General features: G+C 66.7%; 16 protein-coding genes and 1 tRNA gene. 10 read left to right on the forward strand and 7 right to left on the reverse strand.

Annotated features, from left to right (window positions below; all coding sequences use genetic code 11):
- The first annotated feature begins 82 nt into the window (after window positions 1–82).
- The 6 genes from ACEYYH_RS14260 (at window position 83) to ACEYYH_RS14285 (ending at window position 5,859) form a co-directional block, all read left to right on the forward strand.
- Complete coding sequence (locus ACEYYH_RS14260; RefSeq protein ID WP_374975008.1) at window positions 83–1,075, forward strand: phosphodiester glycosidase family protein; 993 nt, start codon at window positions 83–85, stop codon at window positions 1,073–1,075.
- A 4-nt stretch (window positions 1,076–1,079) separates the two neighbouring features.
- Window positions 1,080–2,216 (forward strand): glycosyltransferase, encoded by a 1,137-nt coding sequence (locus ACEYYH_RS14265; RefSeq protein WP_374975009.1) that lies wholly within the window; start codon window positions 1,080–1,082, stop codon window positions 2,214–2,216.
- Window positions 2,213–2,848 (forward strand): DUF4956 domain-containing protein, encoded by a 636-nt coding sequence (locus ACEYYH_RS14270; RefSeq protein ID WP_374975010.1) that lies wholly within the window; start codon window positions 2,213–2,215, stop codon window positions 2,846–2,848. The genes ACEYYH_RS14265 and ACEYYH_RS14270 overlap by 4 nt, the downstream gene beginning before the upstream one ends.
- On the forward strand, window positions 2,845–3,702 hold the full coding sequence (locus ACEYYH_RS14275; protein WP_374975011.1) for a polyphosphate polymerase domain-containing protein: 858 nt from the start codon (window positions 2,845–2,847) through the stop codon (window positions 3,700–3,702). The genes ACEYYH_RS14270 and ACEYYH_RS14275 overlap by 4 nt, the downstream gene beginning before the upstream one ends.
- Window positions 3,654–5,423 carry a carbohydrate-binding domain-containing protein gene (locus ACEYYH_RS14280; RefSeq protein WP_374975012.1) on the forward strand — a complete coding sequence of 590 codons (1,770 nt, stop codon included), beginning with the start codon at window positions 3,654–3,656 and terminating at the stop codon, window positions 5,421–5,423. Before ACEYYH_RS14275 ends, ACEYYH_RS14280 begins: the two co-directional genes overlap by 49 nt.
- Window positions 5,424–5,577: 154 nt before the next feature.
- Entirely contained in the window at window positions 5,578–5,859 is a 282-nt protein-coding gene (locus tag ACEYYH_RS14285) for a Fe-S cluster assembly protein HesB (protein ID WP_374975013.1), read from the forward strand.
- A 66-nt stretch (window positions 5,860–5,925) separates the two neighbouring features.
- On the opposite strand, the gene ACEYYH_RS14290 is transcribed toward ACEYYH_RS14285, so the two are convergent.
- From ACEYYH_RS14290 to ACEYYH_RS14300, 3 genes are all read right to left on the reverse strand, one after another.
- Window positions 5,926–6,969 carry a glutathione synthetase gene (locus ACEYYH_RS14290; RefSeq protein ID WP_374975014.1) on the reverse strand — a complete coding sequence of 348 codons (1,044 nt, stop codon included), beginning with the start codon at window positions 6,967–6,969 and terminating at the stop codon, window positions 5,926–5,928.
- Between the two features lie 75 nt (window positions 6,970–7,044).
- Entirely contained in the window at window positions 7,045–8,259 is a 1,215-nt protein-coding gene (locus ACEYYH_RS14295) for a flavohemoglobin expression-modulating QEGLA motif protein (RefSeq protein WP_374975015.1), read from the reverse strand.
- Window positions 8,256–9,059: an N-formylglutamate amidohydrolase gene (locus ACEYYH_RS14300; protein WP_374975016.1), complete on the reverse strand. Its 804-nt coding sequence runs from the start codon at window positions 9,057–9,059 to the stop codon at window positions 8,256–8,258. Before ACEYYH_RS14300 ends, ACEYYH_RS14295 begins: the two co-directional genes overlap by 4 nt.
- A 134-nt stretch (window positions 9,060–9,193) precedes the next feature.
- On the opposite strand from ACEYYH_RS14300, the gene ACEYYH_RS14305 reads away from it, so the two are divergent.
- A tRNA-Arg gene (locus ACEYYH_RS14305) sits at window positions 9,194–9,265 on the forward strand.
- 209 nt (window positions 9,266–9,474) lie between these two features.
- Here the strand turns inward: ACEYYH_RS14305 and ACEYYH_RS14310 are convergent.
- The 4 genes from ACEYYH_RS14310 to ACEYYH_RS14325 form a co-directional block, all read right to left on the reverse strand.
- Complete coding sequence (locus ACEYYH_RS14310; protein ID WP_374975017.1) at window positions 9,475–10,605, reverse strand: tyrosine-type recombinase/integrase; 1,131 nt, start codon at window positions 10,603–10,605, stop codon at window positions 9,475–9,477.
- Window positions 10,606–10,932: 327 nt separating this feature from the next.
- On the reverse strand, window positions 10,933–11,253 hold the full coding sequence (locus ACEYYH_RS14315) for a hypothetical protein (RefSeq protein ID WP_374975018.1): 321 nt from the start codon (window positions 11,251–11,253) through the stop codon (window positions 10,933–10,935).
- Between the two features lie 66 nt (window positions 11,254–11,319).
- Window positions 11,320–12,411, reverse strand: coding sequence for a DNA cytosine methyltransferase (locus ACEYYH_RS14320; protein WP_374975019.1), 1,092 nt, complete (start codon window positions 12,409–12,411; stop codon window positions 11,320–11,322).
- 146 nt (window positions 12,412–12,557) lie between these two features.
- The gene (locus tag ACEYYH_RS14325; RefSeq protein ID WP_374975020.1) at window positions 12,558–15,161 is read right to left on the reverse strand and encodes a sigma-70 family RNA polymerase sigma factor; all 2,604 of its coding nucleotides are present in this window, start codon (window positions 15,159–15,161) and stop codon (window positions 12,558–12,560) included.
- A gap of 163 nt (window positions 15,162–15,324) precedes the next feature.
- Between ACEYYH_RS14325 and ACEYYH_RS14330 the strand changes: the two genes are divergently transcribed.
- From ACEYYH_RS14330 to ACEYYH_RS14340, 3 genes are read left to right on the forward strand one after another with little or no spacing between them, the layout of a single operon-like run.
- On the forward strand, window positions 15,325–18,156 hold the full coding sequence (locus tag ACEYYH_RS14330) for a DUF1156 domain-containing protein (protein WP_374975021.1): 2,832 nt from the start codon (window positions 15,325–15,327) through the stop codon (window positions 18,154–18,156).
- Window positions 18,157–21,555: a DUF499 domain-containing protein gene (locus ACEYYH_RS14335; protein ID WP_374975022.1), complete on the forward strand. Its 3,399-nt coding sequence runs from the start codon at window positions 18,157–18,159 to the stop codon at window positions 21,553–21,555.
- On the forward strand, window positions 21,555–23,081 hold the full coding sequence (locus ACEYYH_RS14340; protein WP_374975023.1) for an ATP-binding protein: 1,527 nt from the start codon (window positions 21,555–21,557) through the stop codon (window positions 23,079–23,081). Before ACEYYH_RS14335 ends, ACEYYH_RS14340 begins: the two co-directional genes overlap by 1 nt.
- Window positions 23,082–23,274: the final 193 nt, after the last annotated feature.

Genomic DNA, 23,274 nt, shown 5'->3' on the forward strand with positions numbered 1-23,274 from the left:
TGGCGAAACGCACACGCTCGCGCCAGGCGGTTCATAGCGCACGGCGAAGGTCGTCGTAAGTGCGACGCATATCGATGGAGGCATGAACAAGAAGAGCAGCGCGAACAACGGCACCCGCACGCGCCGGGTGCGCAACGCCGTCATCGCCTCCGGTCTCGTCGTCGTGCTCTCGGGCGGCGCCGGCGCGGTGTGGGCGACCGACCGCTTCCTCGTCGAGCACGTCGAGATCGCCGACGTGTCGGAGTACGAGGCGCAGAACTCGACGGTCGACTCGACGACGGATTCGACGACGGATGCCGCGACCGACGCCACGGTCACCGACACCTCCTACTCGGACGGCGCCACGTCGATCACGATCTCCACCGTCACCGAGGGCTCCGGTTCCGACACCGTGACCTCCTACGTCGCCGACGTGACGCTGTCGGACGCGACCGCGCTCGCGAGCGCCTTCGCGAAGGACCAGTTCGGCGAGAACATCACCGAGCTCACCAGCCAGATCGCCGCCGACAACGGTGCGATCTTCGCGATCAACGGCGACTACTACGGCTTCCGTGACACCGGCATCGTGATCCGCAACGGCGTGGTGTTCCGCGACGAGCCGGCCCGCGAAGGACTCGTGTTCTACACCGATGGCCGTGTCGAGGTGTACGACGAGACGACGACGTCCGCGGAGGAACTGCTCGCCGACGGTGCGTGGAACACCCTGAGCTTCGGCCCTGCGATCGTGGAAGACGGCGCCGTGGTCGACGGCATCGAAAACGTCGAGGTCGACACCAACTTCGGCAACCACTCCATCCAGGGCGACCAGCCGCGAACGGCCGTCGGGGTGATCGACGAGAACCACCTCGTCTTCGTCGTCGTCGACGGCCGCCAGTCCGGCTACAGCGAGGGCGTCACCCTCAGCGAGCTCGCCGACATCATGCTCGCCCTCGGCGCGACCACCGCGTACAACCTCGACGGCGGCGGCTCGTCGACGATGTACTTCGACGGCGAGGTGATCAACTCGCCCTCCAACGGCGGCGAGCGCGGCACGAGCGACATCCTCTACATCGCCGACGCCTCCCCCGCGGAGTGACGCCGTGATCGTCCTCATCCCCGCCTTCGAGCCGGGGTCGCGCCTCGAACCGGTCGTCGCCGGCCTGTTCGCCGCGGACCCCGATGTCGAGGTGGTCGTCGTCGACGACGGGAGCGGCCCAGCCTTCACCGCGACGTTCGATCAGGTCGCGGCGCTCGGCGCGACGGTGCTGCGCCACGACGTGAACCTCGGCAAGGCGGCGGCTCTGCGCACCGGGTTCGACCACGCGATGTCGGCCCACCCCGGCGGCGACGTCGTCACCGCCGATGCCGACGGGCAGCACACCGTGCGCGACATCCTCCGCGTCGCCGACGCGCTCCGCGAGGACGCGGCCGACGGCGTCCCGATGCTCATCCTGGGCTGCCGGGCGTTCACCGGGAACGTTCCGCTGCGCTCGCGCGCCGGCAACGCCGTGGCTCGCGGGGTCTTCCGGCTCGCGGCGGGATGGGCGCTGAGCGACACGCAGACCGGACTGCGCGGCATCCCTTCGGAACGGCTCGCGTGGGTGCGCGAACAGCCGGGCGAGCGGTTCGCGTACGAGCAGAACGTCCTGCTGCGCTGCCGTCGTGACGGCGTCGCGACGCGTGAGGTGCCGATCGAGACGGTCTACCTCGATGACAACGCGTCCAGCCACTTCCGGCCCGTCGCGGACTCCCTGCGCGTCATGCTGCCCCTGGTGCTGTTCGCGGGGTCGTCGCTGCTGGCGTTCGCCGTCGACACCGTCATGCTCCTCGCGCTCACCGCGCTCACCGGCCTGCTCGTGCCGTCGATCGTGGCGGCGCGCGTCGTGAGCGCCTCGGTGAACTTCGCCGTCAACCGTCGCGTGGTCTTCCGAGCGGAGCAGAGGGGACGGATGCTGCGCCAAGCCGCTCGCTACGCCGTGCTGGCCGTTGCCCTCCTGGCGTCGAACATCGTGTGGCTCGATGCGCTCACGCGCTACGGCGTGCCGCTGGTCGTGGCCAAGATCGCGACCGAGGCGGTGCTGTTCGTGACGAGCTACGGCGTGCAGCGATCCTTCGTCTTCGGCACTCAGCGGGCCCGGGCCGAACTCGTAAGCCGCCCTGACGCCCGTCATAGCACCCCCATAGCGGCCGCGGCTCGAATGGATCAGAGCGAACACCCCATCGGGAGGAACCCATGACCACCAGCGCACTGATCCTCATCGGCATCGATCTGGCTGCCGCCCTCGTGCTGAGCCTCGGCCTCTACTACCGCCGGCACCACCGCCGCGACCTCGTCGTCGCGTTCCTGGGGGTGAACGTCGGGGTGATGTCCGTCGCCGCCGTGCTCGGCACCGCCGAAGTCGCTCTGGGGCTCGGTCTCGGCCTGTTCGGCGTGCTGTCGATCATCCGGCTGCGCTCGTCCGAGATCTCGCAGCGCGAGGTCGCGTACTACTTCGCGGCGCTCGCGATCGGGCTCGTGACCGGCCTTCCCCAGACCGACCCGTGGCCCGTCGCCGCACTCGTCGCGCTGATCCTCGCCGTGCTGTGGGGCGCCGATCACCCGGCGCTGCTCTCGCGATCGCGCCACCAGGTCGTCCGTCTCGACCGCGCCGTCGCCGACGAGCACGAGCTGCGGGCCGAGCTCGAGGAGCGCCTCGGCGGCATGGTCGCCTCGACCACCGTGCAGGAGCTCGACCTCGTCAACGACACGACGCTCGTCGATGTGCGCTATCGGGTGCCGCGAGGAGCGGCGCGTCCGGTCGCCGGCCGCGGCACCGCCGCCGGCGTGCCCGCGGCGAGCGCTGCCACCCTCGAGGGAGCGGCGCGATGACGCCCTTCGACCGCTTCGACCCGGTGTCGCTCGACGCGCTCGTGGCCGAGGCATCCCTCCTCACCCGCGTCGACAGGAAGTACGTCGTGCCGCGCGCAGGCCTCGAGCCCCTGCTCGGCACGCTCGACCCCGGCACGCGCGTGCTCGAGATGGACGGCGCCCGCGATTTCGCCTACGAGTCGGTGTACTTCGACACCCCCGACCTGCTGAGCTTCCGGATGGCGGCCCAGCTCCGCCGTCGGCGCTTCAAGCTACGCACGCGCAACTACCTCGACGCCGGTATGTCGTACCTCGAGATCAAGACGCGCGGCGCACGAGGCACGACCGTCAAGGACCGCGACGAGTACGACCCGCGCGCCCGCGACCGGCTCACCGACGACGCGCGCGACGACGTCGCCGACGCGTTCGCGACGATCGGAGTCGCCTCGGAGCGGGCCGAGGAGCTCGACGCGACGCTGCTGACCCGCTACCGGCGTGCCACCCTGCTCGCCGTCGACGGGGCCGGACGCGCCACCGTCGACACCGCGCTCGAGTGGATCGAACCCGACGGACGCGGCTTCGCCCTTCCCGACCTCGCGATCGTCGAGACGAAGTCGGGCGCCCGCCCGTCCGACGTCGATCGCGCACTCTGGCGGGCCGGTCACCGGCCCGCGACGGTCAGCAAGTACGCCACCGGTCTCGCGGCGCTCCACCCGGCACTCCCCCGCAACCGCTGGGCACGGCTGCTGCGCGGTCCGTTCGACCCGTCGCACCGCGCTGCGCCTGCGAGCCACCCGACCACCGCCACCCACAAGGAGGACGCATCATGCTCCGCAAGCCCCACCACCGCTCTGTCGAGCACCGTCGCCGCCTGATCCTCGCTGCCACGCCACTGGCCCTCGCCGCGGTCGTGCTCGCCGGCTGCGCGACGCAGACCGCCGCCTCGACGACCAGCTCGACCACCGACACCTCGACCACCGAGACGGCGGCGGTCGTCGACTCCGACCTCAGCGCCGCGGCCGTGCTCGCCGCAAACGCCGACGTCACCGTCGTCCAGGACGACGAATGGAACGAGACGGATGCTGCGGACATCACGCTGTCGGGCAGCACCGCGTCGAGCGACTCCGACGCGGTGACCGTCGACGGCTCCACCGTCACCATCACGGAGGCCGGCGTGTTCCGGCTGTCCGGCTCACTCGACGGCCAGGTGGTGGTCGCCGCTCCCGAGGACGCGCAGGTCGTGCTGATCCTCGACGACGCCGAGATCGCAGCATCCGATTCCCCCGCCATCACCGTGACCAGCGCGGACGACATCGCCATCTCGCTCGCGGCCGGCAGCGACAACAGCATCTCGGACGCGTCGTCGTACGCCGACGACGCCGACGCGAACGCCGCCGTCTACGCCGACGCCGACCTCACGATCTCGGGCACGGGGGCGTTGACGGTGTCGGGCAACGGCAACGACGGCATCACGAGCACCGACGACCTGGTGATCCTGTCGGCCGAGATCACGGTCGACGCGGTCGACGACGCGCTGCGGGGCAAGGACTCGCTCACCGTCGAAGGCGGCACGCTCGAGCTCACCGCCGGAGGCGACGCGCTCAAGAGCGATCAGGCCGACGACGCGACCCAGGGCTTCGTCGCGATCACCGGCGGCACCGTGACCGCCACGAGCGGCGACGATGCGATCGCCGCGGCGACGGACGCGGTCATCACGGGCGGCACGGTCTCGCTGACCGCGGGGACGGATGCCGCGACCTCGGACGATTCGCCCAAGGGCGTCACCGCGGGCGTCGTCGTCGCGATCGACGGCGGCGACGTCACGATCGAGGCCGTGGACGACGCCGTGCACTCCGACGGATCGATCGGGATCGGCGGCTGCACGGTGACGGTGTCGGCCGGGGACGACGGCATCCACGCCGAGCAGCGCGTCGAGATCCGCGACGGCACCGTGACCGTCGCCGAGTCGTACGAGGGCCTGGAAGCGACGGATGTCGCGATCTCGGGCGGGACCATCGACATCACGTCGAGTGACGACGGCATCAACGCTGCGAGCGGAACCGCGTCCGACGCTCAGGGCGGCGGCATGGGCGGAGGCGCCGGCGAGCAGGACACGGGCGAGACCCTCGCGATCTCGGGCGGCAGTGTGCGCGTCGCGGCGGTCGGCGACGGCCTCGACTCGAACGGCACGATCTCGATCACCGGCGGCACCACCGTCGTCAGCGGGCCGAGTTCGGCCGGCGGGCAGGGCGCGCTCGATGCCAACGGCGAGATCGCGATCGATGGCGGCGAGCTGCTCGTCGCCGGATCGGTACTGGTCACGCCCACCGGCTCGCAGCCGTGGGTCGCGGCGACCGCCAGCGGTTCGGCGGGTGACACCGTGGCGGTGACGGACGCCTCGGGCGCGGTGATCGCGAGCTTCGAGGCCGATCAGAGCTTCAGCGCCGTGTTCTACAGCGGGCCGACGGTCGTCGACGGCGGGTCGTACACGATCACCGTGAACGGCGTCACGGCGGCCACGGTGTCGGAGGGCGTGAACGTCTCCGGCGGCGGGATGGGCGGCGGCATCGGCGGGGGCGGCGGCCGTCGGCCATGATCCGGCGTTCCGGTCGCCGCTCGTGCCTGTTCGCGGGCGTCGGCCGAACGTGGGAACTCCCTCCGAATGCGTGCTCTGCGGCGCGTAGGGGTTGCATCCGCCGGCGGATCTCGGAATCGTGGCCGGTCCGGAACCGCAAACGGAAAGGAAAAGCATGCTCACGCTGACCCAGACCGCCGCCGAGGCCGTCAAAGAGATCGTCGCCCGAGTGCCTCTCGCCGAAGACGGGGGTGTACGCATCCGAGACGCGGGAGGCTCGTCCGGATTCGAGTTGAGTGTGGCGCCCGATCCCGGGCCCCACGACACCGTCGTGATCGAGAGCGGCGCCCGTGTCTTCCTCGACGAGACCGCCGCGATCGCTCTCGACGACCGCGTCCTCGATGCCGAGCGGGCGGACGACGGCTCTGTCCGCTTCGCCCTGGGAAACCAGGGCTGACCGCAGCGCTTCGAGGCCCCGGCATCCGTTATCGGATGTCGGGGCCTTCGTGTTGCCTGGCGACCGTCATGCCGTCGCGAGCTGGACGTTGAGCAGCTCGCCGCCGTAGTGCGCGCGCATGCCCGTCTTGCGCTCGAGGTCCTCGATGACCGCCGAGGCGAAGTCCACTCCGTACAGCGCGGCGCACGAGCCGAGGCCGCCGGGCGAGAACACATTGACCTCCATCAGCCTGTCGCCCGCGATGTCGAGCCCGACGAGGAACATGCCGTCGGTGAGGAGCTTCGGGCGTACGGCGTCCACGAGCTGCCGCATCTCGTCGGTGACCTTCACCGCCTCAGCCTTGCCTCCTGCCGACATGTTGGATCGCACTTCCTCCGCGTCGGGCCGACGACGAAACGCCGCGTGGACCCCGTCGACCTCGAGGGGGCGGCCGTTCATGACGAACATCCGTACGTCGCCCTCCTTGGCCGCGGGGAGATATTCCTGGGCCACCACGTACCCGTCGCGGGCGATCGCCTCGACGATCTGGGCGATGTTGCGCTCCCGCTTCAGATCCACGAGGAACACGCCCGAGCCGCCCGAACCCTGCAGTGGCTTGAGCACGGCACGCCCACCGAGCTCGTCGATGAACTCCCGCACGCGCTCCTCGTCGCGCGTGATCAGCGTGCGCGGCCGCACCACCTCGGGAAACTGCTGGAAGTACGCCTTCGACATCGCGTCCGCCAGAGAGCGCGGATCGTTGACGACGAGGACGCCGGCCTCCGCGGCCATCCGTCCGAACGCCAGCCCGGCCGTGCTCGCCCACGCGCTGTCGCCTGCCTCGGCCGCGGGATCGGCGCGGAGCATCAGCACGTCGAAGTCGTCGAGCTCCGTCCGCTCACGCGTCGCGGACTGCACGTCGTCCAGATAGCGGTCGAGCGACCGGTAGCGCTTGCCGCCCGTCGCAGTCGCGGTGATCGCCGAGAGCGATCCGTCGGGTTCGTAGCCGAAATCCCGAAGACCCATCAGGTACACGTCGTGCCCGCGTCCGACGGCGCTCATCGCGAGGCGCGTCGTCGAGTAGATGGGCTGCTCCGTGGCGATGTCGTTGACGACGAAACCGATTCTCATCTGGGCTCCTCGGGGATGGACGGGACGTGGGGCGGCAGAGTCTGTGCCTGCCCCGCCGGGATGGGCTTCATGGTCCTACGCATTGACCAGCGAGACCAGATCGTCGGCATGGGCGGCTGCGCGGAGCCGGTCGGCGGACTCGGGGTCCGACAGGTACCGCGGCGTGATGCGGGCGGGCGCAAGGAGGTCGCGTTCCGCGAGTTCCTGGACGAGGGGCAGGTCCTCGAGCGAGAACTTCCCGAGGAAGAGGAGGTCGAGGGCACCGCCGTGCGCCACGTGCTCCAGGAGTGCCAGCAGGCCCCGCAGATAGATGGCGTCCTTGGTGAAGCCGCCGGCGCGATAGACCCGCATGGCGACGCTGTAGGCGCTCCCGGCGGGCAGACCGTGACCGGTGAGCAGACGGTGGGTCTCGACGAACGTCGCCCCGCCCAACAGGGCGTGAACGGCGACGACCCGGGCCGCGAGCTGGCGCAGCCGGGACGCGGTGAGCCCACCGCACGCGATCTCCGCGAGCACCGCGAGACCCTCCTGGGTCTCGTCGTAGTGGGCGAGCCCTGCGCCGAGCATGCGGATGGGCTGTGCGAGGCCGTTCACGTGCGTCACCAGGTGCGTGCCCACCTCGTGCTGGAGCAGGGCGTTGACGCGGGCGCCGGCCACCGCCGCATTGTGCGAGATGAGGAGCGTGTCGCCCTCGACGAGCACGCCCGAGACGTCGTCGCGGATCTCGGCGTGCAGCTGGGCATCCGGATCGATCGACCGATAGTGGGCGATCTCCGCCTTCGCCGCGGCGAGGAACTCCTCAGCGCCCACCGAGTCGCGCTCCAGCCGCCCGTGCGGAAGCCGGCTGAGCAGATCGTCGGCGGTGTCCACGAGCGCGGGCAGCACCGGCCCGTACTGCGCGACCGACAGCTGCAGGAACTCCGACGTGTTCCGGGCGCGCAGCATCTCCACCCGCAGTGTCATCTCGCGCTGCCGGTTGCGCAGCAGCGCCGCCAGCGTGGTGTCGGTGACGGCGTCGAGCGGCAAGGCGGCCACCTGGGCATCGAGTACATCGGGGTCGACGTCCAGGGTCCGGTACTCGAAGACCGGGTCGGTCTCGGGGTCGGCGAGGAACCGCGCGCGGATGTCGTCCGCGTTCACCGGTGTCATCTCGAGGAGGAACCGCACCGAACCCGCGAGCGATGCCATCGCATGGTCGGCCGCCAGGTCGGCAGCCGAGAACGCGCCCGTCTCGATCACGTCGGTCTCGGGCCCGCCGGCGTCGGGCGCATGCGTCGCGTCTGCGGTCACGGTATCGCGACCTCGACAAGCGCCTCTTCGAGAGACGGGATGGTGGATGCTACGGCCCGGGCAAGCTCGTCGATCCGAGCTTGATCCGTCTCAGCCGTCCACTCGTCCATGAAGGTCTTCTTGAACTCCAGCGCGAGCACGATGGCTCGCTCCGGGTAGCGGCGGTGCGTCCACGCGGCGAGCTGCTGCCCGCGAAAGCGGACGTTCTCGCGCACATCGAGCGGCCCCGCCGACGTGCCGGCCCGAGCGAGCGAATCGATGAAGACGTCCGCCACGGATCCGAAGCGGTCTCGGTTGAGCGAGCCCGTGCCGACGTTCACCTCGGGATTCTCGGCCCAGGGCGCCGCCGCAGCGTCGGCGCCGTCGCGCCGGTGGTTGTAGGAGTGGATGTCGAACACCACGAACGGCCCGCGCTCGGCGACCACGTCGAGCCGCCGTCCGAGCTCGCTGTAGAAGGCGTCGTACACCTCGAGAGATCCTGCGGCGACGGCCGGGTCGAGGGGTGGATCACGGACGACCTCCAGCCCCCATGCTTCCTCCGCCGACCGGTAGACAGCCTTCTCGCGCGATCGGTTCAGGTCGACCTCGAAGCGGGAGCGGTGCACCACGACGCGAGCCGGGACGAGTGCGCCGATCTCATCGGTGTGCGGGTCTTCCTCCCGGAGCCGGTCCTCGTCAGGCAGGATCAGTTCGGCCGCCACATCCGCGCGGATGTCGTGCCCGTTGTGGATCGCGGTCGCGATGAACTGCCCGCTCCAGTCGCCGAGGAATTCGAACGCCGGGCGCTCCGTAGTGACCATCAGCCCATTGTTTTCCGGGGCGGCACGGGGCCTCAGGGGGTTGACAGGGCCCGGGAGCGCCCGTATCCCGCGCCGCATCGGTCTCGCGACGGTACACGGCAGAGTCGTCGTCGCTGGGTAGACTCGTCAGGCCAGCCTCTGTAGCTCAATGGAAGAGCAGTTCCGTCCTAAGGAAACGGTTGGGGGTTCGAGTCCCTCCAGGGGCACAGTCTCTTTTTGCCTCTGACCAGGAGTTTCTTCTGAGGTCAGACCACACAAGAGGCGTTTTTGCCCGCTTTTTGCCCGCATTCTGAAAATTTCGGCAGGCCGAAAAAGACGCCTTCAACGGCCTGCGCGCGACGTCTGGGAGCGCCAAAATGGAGCGTTTCGGGCGAAATCTGCCTTGTCGAAAAACTGAGCAATCTGCTCTCTGCGATCACTGGGGTCGGGCGTAGCGGGTCTGCGGACCCGAGGGCAGCGCCACGAGCGGCATCTGGTCGTTCAGTCGCGTCGCGACGGCATCCAGATCGTCGTCGAAGAGATCAGCGTAGGTGTCCAGCGTCATCGCCGCCGACGCATGACCGAGCATCCGCTGCACCGCCTTCACGTTCGCGCCCGAGCTGATCGCGAGCGACGCGGCGGTATGCCGGAGGTCGTGAGGAGTGAGTCGAGGGATCGATGGATCGAACTCCTGCGCACGCCGGGCCGCATTCGCGAACCATCCCTTGCTGCCCGAGTTGCGCATGTGATTGACCCCGTCGCCGAACAGCAGCCCTTCGGGCCCCTTGCCTGCGCACGCCTGCTCGATCATCGGCGCGAGACGCTCGGGGTACGGCACCGAGCGCTTCTCGTGCGTCTTCGGCGTGCCGACATGGATCTCGTACGCGATCATCACCGCGTTCTCCTCGATGACGAAGCGCCGGCGGAGGCGGTTCACGCTGCGCACGCGCAGTCCCGTCGCCTCACCCCAGCGGAGGCCGGTGTACGCCAACGTCAGGACGAGCGTCGGATACGCCGAGCACGCCGCCAGCGTCGCGACCTGGTCATGCGAGAGGTAGACGCGACGCTTGCCCGGCCCGTGCCGAGGAAGGTTGCGCACATGGCGGGCCGGATTGCTCGCGAGGCGGCGATCGTCAATGGCGACGTCGAGGATGCCGGCGAGGACTCCCAGTGCTCGAAGAACGACCGTGCGCGACTTCTGCGTCGCGAGGTCGGACACCCAATCCTGGACTTCCGAGCGCCGGATCGACGAGATCTCTCGGTCGGCCCACACCGGAGCGACGTGGTTCTTCCACGCCCGCTCGAGCGTCATGTAGTACGACGGCTTCGACATCGGCGGCTGCTTGGATCGCAGCCAGCTGTCGGCGAACATCCGCACCGGAACCCGCGACGAGGACGGGTCGATGTACTCGCCCTTCGACTTCGACACCGTGACCATGGAGAGGTAGAGCTTCGCTTCGCGCATCGTCGTAAAGCCGCGCTTCTCCGCCTCGGTGCGATCAGGCTTGCGATAGCGCACGCGGTAGCGCCGGCCCTTCGCCGATTCGTATGGGGTGATGCTGCCCATATCGACCTCCGCTCGTGCCGGATTCAGGGTCAGTATCGGGCCAGTGTCGGACACTGATGCGATGCCGTCAATGCGGCCGGTGGACATGTGGATGGATGACGCAAGACGTCGTCAACTGGCGTTGTGACGGAGGGGCGCCTCCCTCCGACGCCGAGAGTGTAGCGATCGTTCGCGTCTCCGTTCTCGCCGCTCACTCCTTGCAGACTCCGCGCTGGCGCGCTCCGCTTAGCAGCCGCTCGACGACGAGCACTGCGGCGCGCCCGAGCGCTAGGGACGCTGGTTGTCGGAGCCGACAGGCGGTGTTCGATCATCCAGGTCGGATGCCACTCACAGGCCGGGATGCTGGTGTTTCGTCTTGAGCTTCGGGCTGAGACCGATTTCGGTGAGATCCGCAGTCCGACCGAGCTCAGTCAGCTGCCAGGGTGCTCGGCGGTCACCATCGACGGCCTTCATGTAGCCATTGTTTCGAAGGTATTGGGCCGCCCAGCGGACGTCATACTGCCAGGTATAGAACAGGTCGCCTGACGCGCGTAGATCATGTTCGTGTATTTGCCATACGCGCTTCGTCACCTCGAGCACGGAGCCCGACCCGCCTAGCGATCGCAGTGCCTCGACCACGAAGTACCTGAACTCATCCCTTCCCACCATGCGAGCAGCATATAGACCTGTGCAGCCTCGTCCGTGAGCGCCCTCTGCCGAATTGGGTGGAGAACGCTAGAGAACGCTGGCGAGCTGCCGACCTATCGCGGCGCCCAGAGGGATGGGAACAGCGTTTCCGATCTGGCGTGCGATCGCCGTCCTCGAACCCACGAAGAGGTGGTCGGCGGGGAACCCCTGCAATACGGCTGCCTCATAATGCGTGATTGCACGGTTCTTCGTCGGATGCAGATAGCGGCCCTTTTCGGGCTTGAAGAACTCGGTGCGGATCGTCACAGAGGGACGGTCCGGGTACAGGCGACCCATCACGTCCGCAGAACCGGTCTTGTGCTTCCGCCAGCAGGGAGCAAGGTCCGCTTCCTTGATGTTGAACCGATTTCCGCCTTCGGGAATCGCTTCCATCCGTCTCTTCGAGAGGTCTGTGTAATCCCGGCTCCAGTGGAGTTCCCGCGTCGAGAAGGGACCCGCAAGTCGCTTGCCCGAGAACTCGATCGACTTCGTGCCGAGAATGTGATCGCGGTCTGGCTCTCCGGGGATCCCGAGGAACGCGTCCTGCACCCATCGATGCCTTGCAAGACTGTCTGATGGTTGCGATGCGTGCGTCGCCTCGGGAAACCCTGGGAAGGGCAACTTGCGGAGGTGTCCGATCAGTACCGCGCGTTTCCGCGCCTGCGGCGAGCCGAAGTCGGCGGAGTTCAGAACACGATGCTGGAAGGCGTACTCGTCCAGAAATCCGCCGGGTTCGGTCGCTTCGACGAACTGGTCGAACTGCTTTGACTTTTCGAACGCGGCGACGTTCTCGACGACAAAGTACTTGGGCTTCACTCGCTTGATCGTCTCGGCGTAGTGACGCCAGAGGCCGTTCCGAAGATCCTCTTCGTCTTGCTTGCCGAGAGTCGAGAAGCCTTGGCATGGTGGCCCACCGACTACTACATCAATGTTCTCCGGCATGGGTTGGGTATCGAGCCACTCTTCGATCCGTCCGGCGAAGACAATCCCGGGACCGAACGTCGCCTCGTATGACGCAGCAGCCGCTATGTCCATCTCAACGGCGGCCACGCTCGTGAATCGATTCGATCCTTCGCGGAAGCCTGCGGTCAGCCCTCCGGCGCCGGCGAAGAGATCGAGGACGCGGATGTTGCGGGGCACGTCACAGAATCCTAGCCGGCCGAGTCGTTGTCAGCTCCTTGCGACGCGACATCATGTCCGAGATCGGGGCCGGGATCAAGAGTGCGAACATAACTTCTATACTCACCGCGGCCTCCGACATCGGCCGCGGTGCGGGCGGGGGCGCCTCACAGGTATGCCCTGAGTGACTTCGCGAGTTCGGAGTCGCGCAGCGCGTCGAGTGTCTTCGCCTCGATCTGACGCGCGCGCTCACGCGTGACGCCAATCGATTCGCCGACAGCATCCAAGGTACGAGGAGCGTCCCCATCGATCCCGAATCGCAATCGAATAACGTTGGCCTCTCGGTCTCCGAGTGTGTCGAGGAGGGACTTGACCTGGAGTGGCAGCATCGCCCTCTCGAAGTGCTCCTCCTGTGTGAGGTCATTGGCATCAACCAGTTCGTCGGCGAGCGACACCCACTCGGTTTCGCCGTCCGCTGCTTCGATCAGTACTGGCCAGTCAAGCGAGTACGGAGCATCGAGATTGTTGATGACTGCGCGAACCGACGCAGGTGCTTCGTCCAGCGCCTCTGCGACGTCGTTGATCCGCTGTGCCGAAATGCCCGAGGTGTCCTTCCATGCCTTGATAAGGTCCGGGAGCTTCTCGGCGATATGGACGGGGAACCGGATGGTTCGCCCCTGGTCTGCAAGTGCACGGGTGATGGCCTGCCGGATCCACCACGTGGAGTACGTCGAGAACTTGGTGCCGTGGAATCTGTCGAACTTCTGGACCGCACGCAGCAACCCTGTGATTCCCTCCTGCACCAGGTCGGCGAGCTCGAGGCCCCGATTCTGATAACCCTTCGCGATATGGAGAACGAGGCGCAGATTAGAACCCACCATCCGATCGATGGCGCGCTCGCCGTTCCGCGCCAGCCATTGCAGGTCGAGGCCGTTGGCCGTGACTCGGTCCTCGTGTGCGAGCCATGCGATTCGCTCCGCGGCGAAGACACCGACCTCGATCTCATGTGCGAGCTCGACTTCTTCATGCGCGGAGAGCAGCGGAAAGTCCTTGGCCCGGCGAAGGAGATCCTTCAGAACATCGTCATCAATGTGGACGTCGGCGAGGGCGGGGTCTGCGAGCGGCTCGTAGGGGTCTCGCCCGGAGATGAAGATCGACTCGACGAGCACGAGCTCGTCGTCATCGCCCGCGCGACCTCGATCAGGATCATCGTCGGGCAAATCCTGGGCCGTGACTTCACGCGGTCCCCGCCCCGATTCCCGACTCACGTCTTCGACATGACCACGAATCGCGACCGATGCCAGCGCGGCGTGCACCACATCGAGACGTTGCCGTGTGTGGCCTGCAAGACGCTCCTTGCCGGCGTGTGCCTCCAGCAACAAGAAGATGCTCGTCTTGAGGAGCTCCAGCCGGGGCGGATCCGCCTCGAGCTCGACCCGATGCTGACTGTTCAGCCACACGAGCCCCGTCAGGGGCTCAAACGAGTACAGCTGTCGCGGAGCGAGCTCGACCCAGCCGAACGAAATCGCGGGGGCGTCGTCGCGGACGCCGAGCGTCTTCTCCACCAGGGACTCAAGCCCGCTCGGCGCACCCTCGCCCACCGCTGCAAACGGCTGTGCACGAAGCTCGCGCTGCTGCCCTCTTCGCCAGACCTCTCGGGCATCGTCGAAGTAGGCCTTCAGCGAGAATCCGTCGGTTCGCGCATGCTCGAGCGCCTGCATCGCGGACGGGCGGAGAACGACACCGCGTTTCTCAGCGTTCATCGCCACGGCGTCCAGCACGTCCGACGTGAGTTCGATCACCGCTCGGGCGAGCTGTGTGTCGACGCCCCCATCGGGATGCAGCTGCAGCCATCCACCGGTGTGCAGGAGGCGATCGTTCCGATAGACGAAGAGCCCCTGCCAAGCCACCCGAGGCCGGCCAAGCATCTTGACGTGCGGCCCCTCCACTGCAGGAGGGAGGATGTAGCACGTCAAGGTGAGCCGCCCGCCGCCGGCCAGCTCGGCATCGAGGGCCCTCGGATAGCCCGTCGAGCCCCATCGCTCGAACTCGAACGGGTCGATAGGTTTCACCACACGGGGCGCGCCGGAGTCGTTGCTGCTCTCGTCAAGTTCGTCGATCTCGATCCGGATGCGTTCGTCGGCGATCAACCTATGGAAGGTCAGCCCGAGCTCGTCGCGGAGCTGCACGATCATCGCCTCGAACCAGTTCCGACGTGCGTGATAGGTCGAGGCCTCTGAAACGCTCTCGAGGCCCGACCATTCCACGACGGTCCCTGAGTCGGCGTCGAGCCCGCGCTTCTGAAGCACGGACGCCGCCGCGCCGGCGTCAATCACCTGCGCACGGATCTGGGGGCCCGACTGTGCTCGATCGAGCCGCATTCCCGCGGCGGGTGAGAACCCCGTGGTCGAGAAGACAGTCAGGATGCGTGCCTGACTCAGCGAGGCCGCCTTCAGTCCTACTCGGAAGTGCCCTTGATCCGAGCCAGAATGCTCGCTCCCGCCTCCAAGGGTCATGGCGTGCTGGAGCTGCGCAATTGTCATGCCGCACCCGTCGTCGCGGATGCGAATCGAGCGGACAACGGCGTTCTGGGTCACGAAGCGGATGCTGACGCGGGTGGCGCCGGCGTCGAAGCTGTTGTCGATCAGATCGGCCAATGCGGAGGCGAGGGTATGCCCTCGTCCTATCGCGGCGAGGATCGACGCATCAGGCGCGAGAACGACAGTTCCTTCCCCCAGGTCGGCCTCATCGACGTCGATGCGGTCTGTCATGGCTGCGAGCCTAAACGCACTCCCGGGCATTGGGGGCGCCGTTTTGCGCACGTGGCCCGGCGGCACGAGGTCTGTCGGTTCCATGCGATAGAAAGGAGACGACTCTGGCCGGAGAGCGTCGAACGACGATGCCGCGGTGGGTCGAGGCACCATGGGGAGTGTTGTGGCCAAGAAGAAGTTGATCGAGGTCGCGCTGCCGCTCGAGGCCATCAATGCGCAGTCCGCGCGTGAGAAGTCGATCCGGCACGGGCACCCGTCGACGCTGCATCTGTGGTGGGCCCGACGCCCGCTAGCGACCGCCCGGGCGGTACTTTTTGCGCAGCTCGTCGACGATCCGTCGGAGCGTGCGGATGAGTTCCGGAGCGAGGCGGAGGATGCTGGACTGAGCGACGTCGACGCACATGTCGCTGCCCGGGTGGATGCCGAGCGCCAGCGTCTGTTCGATCTCATCACGCGCATGGTGGATTGGGACAACCTCGGCGACGAGGAGCTGTTCGACCAGGTGCGCGCCGAGATCCGCACATCCACCGACGGCAACCCGCCCGCGATCCTCGATCCGTTCGCGGGCGGAGGGACGATTCCGCTCGAGGCACAGCGGCTCGGTCTTGAGGCGCACGCGAGTGATCTCAACCCCGTCGCGGTGCTCATCAACAAGGCCCTGATCGAGATCCCGCCGAAGTTCGCCGGACGCGCGCCAGTGTTTCCGGGCGCCGAGGGCACACGCAACGCGTGGCCGAAGGCAACAGGCCTGGCCGAGGACGTCCGCCTATACGGCGAATGGATGCGCAGCGAGGCCGAACGCCGCATCGGGCACCTCTACCCGAAGGCGACGCTGCCCGACGGCACGACCGCGAACGTCATCGCCTGGATCTGGACCCGCACCGTCACCTGCCCTAACCCTGCGTGTGAGATCGAGATGCCGCTCGTACGATCGTGGTGGCTGGGCAAGAAAAAGGGCAAGGAGGCGTACGTCGTCCCCTCGGTCGTCGATGGTCGCGTGCACTACAGCATCGGCCGTGATCCGAAGAAGGCGCCCTCGAAGTCGGAAGACGGCACAGTCTCTGGAAGGAGCGGCGCGACATGCGTGTCATGTGGGAGCGCGGTGCCCGTGGCGCACATTCGCGCCGAGGGCGAAGCAGGTCGCCTCGGTGCTCACCTCATCGCAACCGTTGCGGAGGGAACTCGGGCGCGAATCTACGTCGCTCCGGATGACGACCAGCGGTCGGCTTCTTTGGTCGATCGGCCGAGCGACGTTCCGAGCGGTGCACTAGCGGAGAATCCTAGGTGGTTCTCCCCGCCTGCCTACGGCCTTACCCAGTTCTCGGATCTCTTCACGCACCGACAGCTGACGGCACTCACGACGTTCAGCGATCTCGTCGGCGTGGCGCGAGAGCGGGTCCTCCAAGATGCCCTCGCTGGCGAACGGCCCGAGGGTGGCCGCCTCGAACAGGGAGGGACGGATGCCTCAGCCTACGCCGACGCCGTCGCCACCTACCTGGGCTTCGTGGTTTCGCGTCTGACCGACTACACGTCGTCCATCACGACCTGGGCCAGCAACCCACAGATGGAGATCCTCCGGAACGTGTTCGCGCGTCAGGCGATTCCGATGGCCTGGGATTTCGCGGAAGGGAACCCTTTCGCGGCATCGTCCGGCGGCCTCGACATCATGATTCGCGCTGTCACCCGTGCGATCGAGAAGACGCCGGCCCAGACGGGGGCGATCGCAACGCAGGCCGACGCGTCCAGTCGAGACTACGCAGGGCTTCTCGTGTCGACAGATCCGCCGTATTACGACAACATCGGATACTCCGATCTCTCGGACTTCTTCTATGTTTGGCTCCGTCGATCGCTGCGCTCGATTCACCCCGACCTCCTGAGCACGATGCTGGTTCCGAAGGCGGAGGAGCTCGTTGCGAATCCCTATCGCCACGGAGGAAAGAGCGGAGCGCAGGATTTCTTCGAGTCCGGCTTCCGTCACGTGTTCTCTCAGGCGCGGCGCCGGGCGAGTGACAACTACCCGATCACCGTCTACTACGCCTTCAAACAGGCGGAGCTGGAGACGGACGGGCTCGCCTCCACGGGCTGGGAGACGCTGCTCAGCGGAATGATTTCCGAAGGGTGGATGATTACCGCGACGTGGCCCGTCCGCTCTGAGCGCGCTGGCCGCATGATCAGCATCGGCACGAACGCTCTCGCATCGTCCATCGTTCTTGCCCTTCGCCCTCGACCCGAGGGTGCGCCGATCACCGATCGCCGCGGTTTCCTTGCAGAGCTGAAGTCCACGCTTCCCGAAGCGCTGCGTAACCTGCAGCAGGGGAGCGTCGCGCCGGTCGACATGGCTCAGGCCGCGATCGGACCTGGAATGGCGACCTTTTCCAAGTACGCACGTGTGGTCGAGCCCTCGGGTGAACCGATGAGTGTGCGCGACGCGCTCCGCGCGATCAATGGGGTGCTGGATGAGGTGCTCTCGCAGCAGGAAGGCGACTTCGACGATGACACCCGATGGTGCGTCGCCTGGTTCGAGACACACGGCTTCGATGTCTCTCAGTACGGGGACGCCGAAACGCTCGCGAGCGCGAAAAACGCGTCCGTGGCGGGACTCGCGCGATCGGGGGTTATCTCGAGCGGCGGGGGCAAGGTCAAGCTCTTCACACCGGATGAGCTTCCGACCGATTACGACCCACGCAGTGACGACCGCATCTCGCTGTGGGAGGTCGTGCTCCACATGGCGCGCGCTCTGTCGGACTCTGGTCTCGACGCGGCCGGACGTATCCTCGCGGGCGCCGAGGAACGCGGCATCGACATGACTGCAGCCCATGAGCTCGCCTACCTGCTCTACGCCATCTCCGAGAAGCGCGGGCTCCCCCAGGCCGGCATCCTGTTCAACACGCTCGGCTCATCTTGGCCCGAGGTTCGTGCGACGGCGGCATCCGCAATCGATCGCCCCGTCACGTCGACCACGCCGACGCTCGATTTCGAGAACCTGGAGCCCTAAATGGCCGAGATCTCCAACCGAACACGGATCGACGAGGCACTTCTGCAGGTCGCTAAGGCGCTCGACCCGTTCATCGAGCGGACCGTCGCGGATCACGTGCCCGCTGGCCATGACTGGACAATTCTGCTTCGCGTTCGAGACGAGGCGGCAGGCAAACGAGGATTGGACTACTCCCGACTCGACCCGTCCGCCCAGCTCAAGATGATCAATGGTCGGTTCGGCGAACTGGGCTACCTGTTCGACGGCGTGCTCAGCCGTGCGGAGAAGAACTTTGCAGGCGAACTCGCGACCGTCCGCAATGACCTGTCGCACAACCTCAAGACCTTCAGCGCCGACGACACCTACCGCGCGCTGGACACGGCAGAACGCCTCCTGCGTGCCATCGGTGCTGCGAAGCCAGCCGATCAGGTGCGTCGTTCTCGACTCGACGTCCAGAGGCGCGCGTATGCCGAAGAGACGCGGCGTGATACGCGCGCAGGTGCGGGCATGCCGGCCCTCTCGTCGACCGAGCTTGCACCCTGGCGCGAGGTGCTGCAGCCGCATCCTGATATCGCCGCCAACGATTTCGCTCGCGCGGAATTCGCGGCGGACCTTCATCAGGTCGCAACAGGCGCCGAGGCATCCAGTGACTACAACGACCCCATCGAGTTCTTCCAACGCACGTTTCTGACCGAGGGGCTTAAGGCCCTGCTCGGCATCGCAGTTAAGCGCATCGCGGGCGATATGAACGCCGCGCCGGTCGTCAATCTGCAGACCGCGTTCGGGGGCGGCAAGACCCACTCGATGCTTGCAGTGTGGCACCTGTTCAGCGGCAGGTCGATCACCGACTTCCCGCAGAGCACGCAGGACGTGATCCGCGAGCTCGGCACCGACCCCGCGGTGATCCAGGGCGACGTGAAGCGGGTTGCGATCGTCGGCAATGAGCTCTCGCCGGGGCAATCCTGGACGAAGCCCGACGGGACCGAGGTCCGCACCGTCTGGGGCGAGATTGCTTGGCAGCTCGGCGGCGCAGCCGCGTACGCCCAGGTCGCCGAAGCCGACCGGACGGGCACCAATCCGGGCGCGGCGATCCGGAACGTGATCGCGGCCCACTCGCCCTCGGTGATCCTGATCGACGAGTGGGTCGCGTACGCCCGCGGGCTTTACGGGCAGGATTCGCTCGTCGGAGGCACGTTCGAGACGCAGTTCTCGTTCGCGCAGCAACTCACCGAAGCCGTTAAGTCGGTGCCAGGGGCGCTGTTGCTCGTGTCGATCCCGGCATCCGACATCCGCCGCGACGATGATGCTCCCGTCGCCTCCGATCTCGAGGTGGGCGGTGCCCACGGTCGCGCCGCGCTCGAGAAGTTACAGAACGTCGTAACCCGCATCGCGCAGCCGTGGACACCCGCGAGCAGCACGGAGTCGTTCGAGATCGTGCGGCGACGGCTGTTCCGGGAACCAAGTGCCGAGGCGCGCCGGCGGATTGATGCGACTGCGAAGACGTTCGTCGAGTACTACCGCAGAAGTGTCGGCGAACTCCCGGCCGAGACTCGCGAGCCCGCGTACGAATCGCGCATCCGGGACGCGTACCCGATCCATCCGGAGCTGTTCGACCGGCTCTACGGCGACTGGTCGACGCTCGAGAGGTTCCAACGCACGCGAGGCGTGCTGCGGCTTATGAGCGCGGTCGTCCACGCGCTGCACTCGGCGGGCGACGACTCGCCGCTCATCATGCCCGGCTCGATTCCGCTCGATTCGGCCGCCGTGCGCGACGAGCTCACGGGATACCTCGACGATGGCGATCGATGGAAGTCGGTCGTCGAGAGCGACATCGACGGCGCCAACGGTACCGCGATCCACATCGACAAGGAGAAACCGCTCTTCGGTAACCGAGCACTGACACGTCGGATCGCTCGCGCGACTTTCATCGGATCCGCCGCAACGCTGCGCTCGAGTCACAAGGGGATCGAACGCAAGCGCATGTTCCTCGGGGTCGCCATGCCCGGTGACACGATCGGGAACTTCGGCAGCGCGCTGCAGCTTCTGGGCGAGCGCGCCAACTACCTCTACGCCGAAGGCGACCGCCACTGGTTCGATCTGCAGGTCTCGCTCAACCGCACCGTGGCCGAGCGTGCGCAGTCGTACTCGGCCGCAGACGTCGAACGCTTCATCGTCGATCGTCTCGGGCGCCAGACGAAGAACCCCGCAATATTCGCCGATGTCGTCTATGCCCCGTCGGACTCCAGCGAAGTAGTCGAGTCCGACAAGGTGCGCCTCGTGATCGCTGGCCCCACCCACACGCACGATGGTAAGAGTTACGACTCCAAAGCCCACGCGTTTGCCCACTGCATCGCCTCGACCCGAGGAAACGCGCAGCGTCACGGCGTCAACACCGTCGTCGTGCTCGCGCCGGATCAGTCGCGTTGGATCGATCTCGAACAGGCGTCGCGGCAGTACCTCGCGTGGGAGGCAATCCACAACGAGCGCAAGATCCTCGATCTTACGCAGGGTCAGGTCGAGACGGCATCGCAGCGGATTACGGCGTTCAACAAGACGGTCGAGCAACGCATCCGCGAGACATGGATCTGGGGCATCCATCCGCAGCAGCCCGATGCAGGAGCGCCGTGGACGACGTCGCAGATCAAGGCCGACGGCGCCACGGAATCGGTAATCCTCACCGTCGGCGACCGCTTCGACAAGGCGGACGCCGTGATAACGCACTTCTCGATGCAGTCCATCGGGGTCGAGCTGCAGAACAGTCTGCGAAGCAGGTGGAACTCGGGTTCGATCCGCGTCGACGAGCTCTGGGACTATCACGTTCGATACCCGTACCTGGCACGCCTGCGCGACAAGCGAGTGCTGCTCGACGCGATCGCAGGAGCGATGACCGACCCGGCCTGGGAGCAGCTCGGTTTTGCTCTCGCCGACGGCTATGACGAAGCGACTGGTGACTTCGTGGGGCTACGGGTACCGATCGAAGACGCGGCGCCGGCGGCCATCTCGGACTCGATGCTCCTGGTGAGCCCACGACTCGCGGTGGCTCAGCGGGCGCGAGAGGTCGAGGACGCCGGTCGTGTCGTGGTGCCACCCACCGAGGTTGGAGGTGCTGGTCCAAGTCGGGGATCCGGGAGTTCGGACGGTTCGGGCCGAGTGTCGCGCCCTCCGGAGCCGACGGTCGTCAGGAACGCTCGTTATCGCGGCTCCATCGAGCTCAAGCCGGGCATCGACTTGCGTGCGCAGGCCGTCCAACTGGCCGAAGAGCTGCTGGAACACCTGCGGCGTGCAGAGCCTGACACTCTGGAGATCCGAGTCGATATCGACGCCAGCAAGTCGGACGGTTTCCCCGATTCGGTCGTACGTACGGTCAAGGAGAACGGGACGCAGCTCGGGTTGTACCCGAACACCTTCGAGGACATCTAATGGGTGAGCCGACGCACGTTACGCGGTTCCGCCAGGCGGCTCCGGACCCCTCGATCGCGAAGGCTGTCGGCCGTCATCACACCTTCGAGACCGCGATCGCGGACCTTATCGACAACAGCCTTGATGCCGGGGCATCACGGGTCCTCATCCGGTTCCTCGAGACGAGCGGAGCCATCACCGGCCTGCAGGTGATCGACGACGGCCGCGGAATGGACAGCGACCAGATCGATTCCGCCATGGAGTATGCGCGCAAGAGAGCGTACGGCGAGGGCGACCAGGGGCACTTCGGACTGGGGCTCAAGGCTGCATCGCTGAGCCAGGCGGACACACTGAACGTCTATACGCGCAAGTACGGCGCGCTCGCCGCAGGTCGTACGATCGGCGCGGCGGACCCGACCTTGATCGGAGATCTGGATCGTGACCACGTCACCGGCGTGCTTGAAGGAATCCGGGTCGACTTCCCGCTCCCCAACGGCACGGTGGTCGAGTGGGTGGGTCCACGGACATTCCTAAGCAGCCACGACCAGCGGGATCGTTCGCAGTGGCTCGATCAACGCGTGGCGGCACTTCGCACACATCTTGGGACCGTGTTCCACCGCCACATCGCATCGGGTCGGATCACGATCAACATCGACGTGTTCGACGAGTTCTACGGAGAGTCAGGTATTCCCCGGACAGTGAGCGCCTTGGACCCTTTCGGGTACGACCGGCTGCCCAACGATCGATTCCCGGCCGAGATCAGCTTCTCGATCGACGGTGTCGCGGGCGTTGCAGAGGCGCATGTCTGGCCGGCAGCGCAAGCCGGGCTACCGGAGTTCAGACTTGGAGGTCGCCCCGGCGGGCTCGCCCAAGGCTTCTACTTCTACCGTAACAACCGACTGCTGCAGATCGGCGGGTGGAACACCCTCACCATCGACCGTCCGGAGCTTGAGTACGTCCGAATCGCTGTGGATATCGACGGGCCGCTCGAACGGCACGTGACGATCAACCCTGAGAAAGCCGGCCTCGAGCTCGACGCCGACGCGAAGGCGGCGCTGCTCGGGGCGCGCCTGATTTCGGATGGGGCGTCACTTAGCTCGTTCCTCGCCGCGGCGGAGGCTCGTCGGCGCGATAGTCGAAAGTACGAGAAGCGCCCCGTCGAGCTAGTGAGACCTGGTCGGGGTTTGAGCGCCACGATGCGTGCGGCCTTCGACGAGTCAGTCGAAGGCGTCGACGTCGATCCAATCGACATCCGATGGCGGATCGACCCTACTGAGTCGCCGGTGCATATCGACCTCGTGAACCGCACGATCTGGCTCAATAGCGCCTACCGTACGCTCATCACAGGGGTCGACGGCGCCGATAACGAGGACGCGCCGCTCGTTAAGACACTCCTCGCGATCGTCTTTTCACGTTATTTCGAAGGTTCCTACCTCGGCTCTCGAGAGAAGGCAGAACTTCAATCATGGGACCAGCTATTGACTGCCGCAGTTCGCGAAGAAACCGCACGCCAGGAAAGAGCCCTGCGAGACAAGAGCGCGGAATGAACGAACGGGTCGCGCACCCGATTCGGCAATCCGGTCGAATCGAAGCACTTTAGACAGCAGATACCCAGCACAACGATTGTTGTGTCCACACAGAGCCTCACCCGGCCCTCAGCAGTCAACGCAGGTCAGACACCGCTGTCCCGTCGTTCGCAATCTCGCCAGTTGCGCCGATGAGCACGCCATAGCGCCTACG

Origin of the sequence: Microbacterium trichothecenolyticum, assembly GCF_041938625.1 — a bacterium.
GTDB classification, from domain to species: Bacteria; Actinomycetota; Actinomycetes; order Actinomycetales; family Microbacteriaceae; genus Microbacterium; species Microbacterium trichothecenolyticum_D.

What these genes read in the sequence shown, in the direction of transcription:
- ACEYYH_RS14280 (WP_374975012.1), top strand. Translation starts at nt 3,654, where the DNA reads ATGCTCCGCAAGCCCCACCACCGCTCTGTCGAGCACCGTCGCCGCCTG.
- ACEYYH_RS14310 (WP_374975017.1), bottom strand. Translation starts at nt 10,605, where the DNA reads ATGGGCAGCATCACCCCATACGAATCGGCGAAGGGCCGGCGCTACCGC.
- ACEYYH_RS14340 (WP_374975023.1), top strand. Translation starts at nt 21,555, where the DNA reads ATGGGTGAGCCGACGCACGTTACGCGGTTCCGCCAGGCGGCTCCGGAC.
- ACEYYH_RS14300 (WP_374975016.1), bottom strand. Translation starts at nt 9,059, where the DNA reads ATGGTCACTACGGAGCGCCCGGCGTTCGAATTCCTCGGCGACTGGAGC.
- ACEYYH_RS14290 (WP_374975014.1), bottom strand. Translation starts at nt 6,969, where the DNA reads ATGAGAATCGGTTTCGTCGTCAACGACATCGCCACGGAGCAGCCCATC.
- ACEYYH_RS14260 (WP_374975008.1), top strand. Translation starts at nt 83, where the DNA reads ATGAACAAGAAGAGCAGCGCGAACAACGGCACCCGCACGCGCCGGGTG.
- ACEYYH_RS14315 (WP_374975018.1), bottom strand. Translation starts at nt 11,253, where the DNA reads ATGGTGGGAAGGGATGAGTTCAGGTACTTCGTGGTCGAGGCACTGCGA.
- ACEYYH_RS14325 (WP_374975020.1), bottom strand. Translation starts at nt 15,161, where the DNA reads ATGACAGACCGCATCGACGTCGATGAGGCCGACCTGGGGGAAGGAACT.
- ACEYYH_RS14335 (WP_374975022.1), top strand. Translation starts at nt 18,157, where the DNA reads ATGGCCGAGATCTCCAACCGAACACGGATCGACGAGGCACTTCTGCAG.
- ACEYYH_RS14270 (WP_374975010.1), top strand. Translation starts at nt 2,213, where the DNA reads ATGACCACCAGCGCACTGATCCTCATCGGCATCGATCTGGCTGCCGCC.
- ACEYYH_RS14275 (WP_374975011.1), top strand. Translation starts at nt 2,845, where the DNA reads ATGACGCCCTTCGACCGCTTCGACCCGGTGTCGCTCGACGCGCTCGTG.
- ACEYYH_RS14285 (WP_374975013.1), top strand. Translation starts at nt 5,578, where the DNA reads ATGCTCACGCTGACCCAGACCGCCGCCGAGGCCGTCAAAGAGATCGTC.